General features: G+C 65.5%; 2 protein-coding genes. Both read left to right on the forward strand.

The features are described 5' to 3' along the window. Positions 1-146: 146 nt before the first annotated feature. Entirely contained in the window at positions 147-431 is a 285-nt protein-coding gene (locus ACWCQ6_RS37410) for a hypothetical protein (RefSeq protein ID WP_451096987.1), read from the forward strand. Positions 432-574: 143 nt separating this feature from the next. Then, positions 575-1,093: a hypothetical protein gene (locus ACWCQ6_RS37415; protein ID WP_451096990.1), complete on the forward strand. Its 519-nt coding sequence runs from the start codon at positions 575-577 to the stop codon at positions 1,091-1,093. The last annotated feature ends 66 nt before the right edge of the window (positions 1,094-1,159 follow it).

Raw genomic sequence — 1,159 nt, forward strand, 5'->3', positions numbered from 1 at the left:
GGCCGCTTCGTCCAGGAGCGCACCGCCCTGCTCGGTCTCGACCATCCCCATGTCGTCGCGGTCCGCGACCTCGTGGTGGACGGCAACGACCTGGCCTGATCCTCGACTGCAGTTTTTCAGGACGAGCGATTCAGTCCACGGGTACCGTGGCGGAACTCGCCGAAGCTTTGGGCACCTACGTATTGACTTCCGCGTCCGCGACCCGCGTTGCGTTTGCACCCTCGAACAAGAGGTACCCCGAATTCACAGGCGTGCTGCTCGACATCCTTGAGCGAGGAGTCGAGGGCGGTCCCGAACTGCTCGACGTTGAAACGATCTATCGCACGCTACGCGAACGCCTGGTCCGTCAGGGATCGCCTCAGCCGCAGAGGAACAGTCAGGACGAAGCTCGACTGGCTCTCGGCGTGAACCACGCCGCTGACACGGTCTAGGGTCGGCACTCATTCGGGCGGTCCTGTCATCGACCAGCTGAACGACCTGAGGTGCCCCCAGCGCATCCGGATGAATCGCCGTGTGCCTCCATGCACCACAGGTGTTGCACCGGCTATGGTCATCCCGGCCGCTTCTGAGCTGCGTGAACTTGAACCGCACGCTCGTGGCGCCCCGGAGAAACGTGGGCGACTTCGACGCCTCGGGGGCCGACATCGAGCCGGATTGGGTGGCCCGCACGGACTGTTGGAGTCACGTGGAACGCGTCCTGCTCACCCACGACCAGGTCCGCGAGTACAAGCTGCCCGCGGCTGCGGGGAAGGCCGGCGACCCACGTTGGGCAGGGTTCGCACGCCGGTACGGGCTCGACCCCGGTCAGCCGGCGCAGTGGGAGGTCGAGGCGCTCGACCCGACCGAGCTTCAGCGCCTGGTCCTCGCCGCCGTCGCCCCGTACATCGACCAACCCGTCCTCGCCGACCGGATCGCGGAGGAAGAACGACAGCGGAAACAACTCAGGGCCTTCGCCGAGAGATGGCCCCAAACCCGGCCACGCAGCCGTGAGCGACTCCCGAAGCCGTCGACAATCTCCCGTTCTCGTATCCAAAGCCAACCGCGTGGCTTTGTCCACGAGATCGGGTTCTGGCTCAGCTTTCGTGCCGAGTGACGCTCCGTTATGGCTGGACGTAGAAGAGAGCGATGGAAGCGGGTGGCGGGGCAAGCACTGCGCGAA

The organism is Streptomyces sp. NPDC001880 (assembly GCF_053594575.1).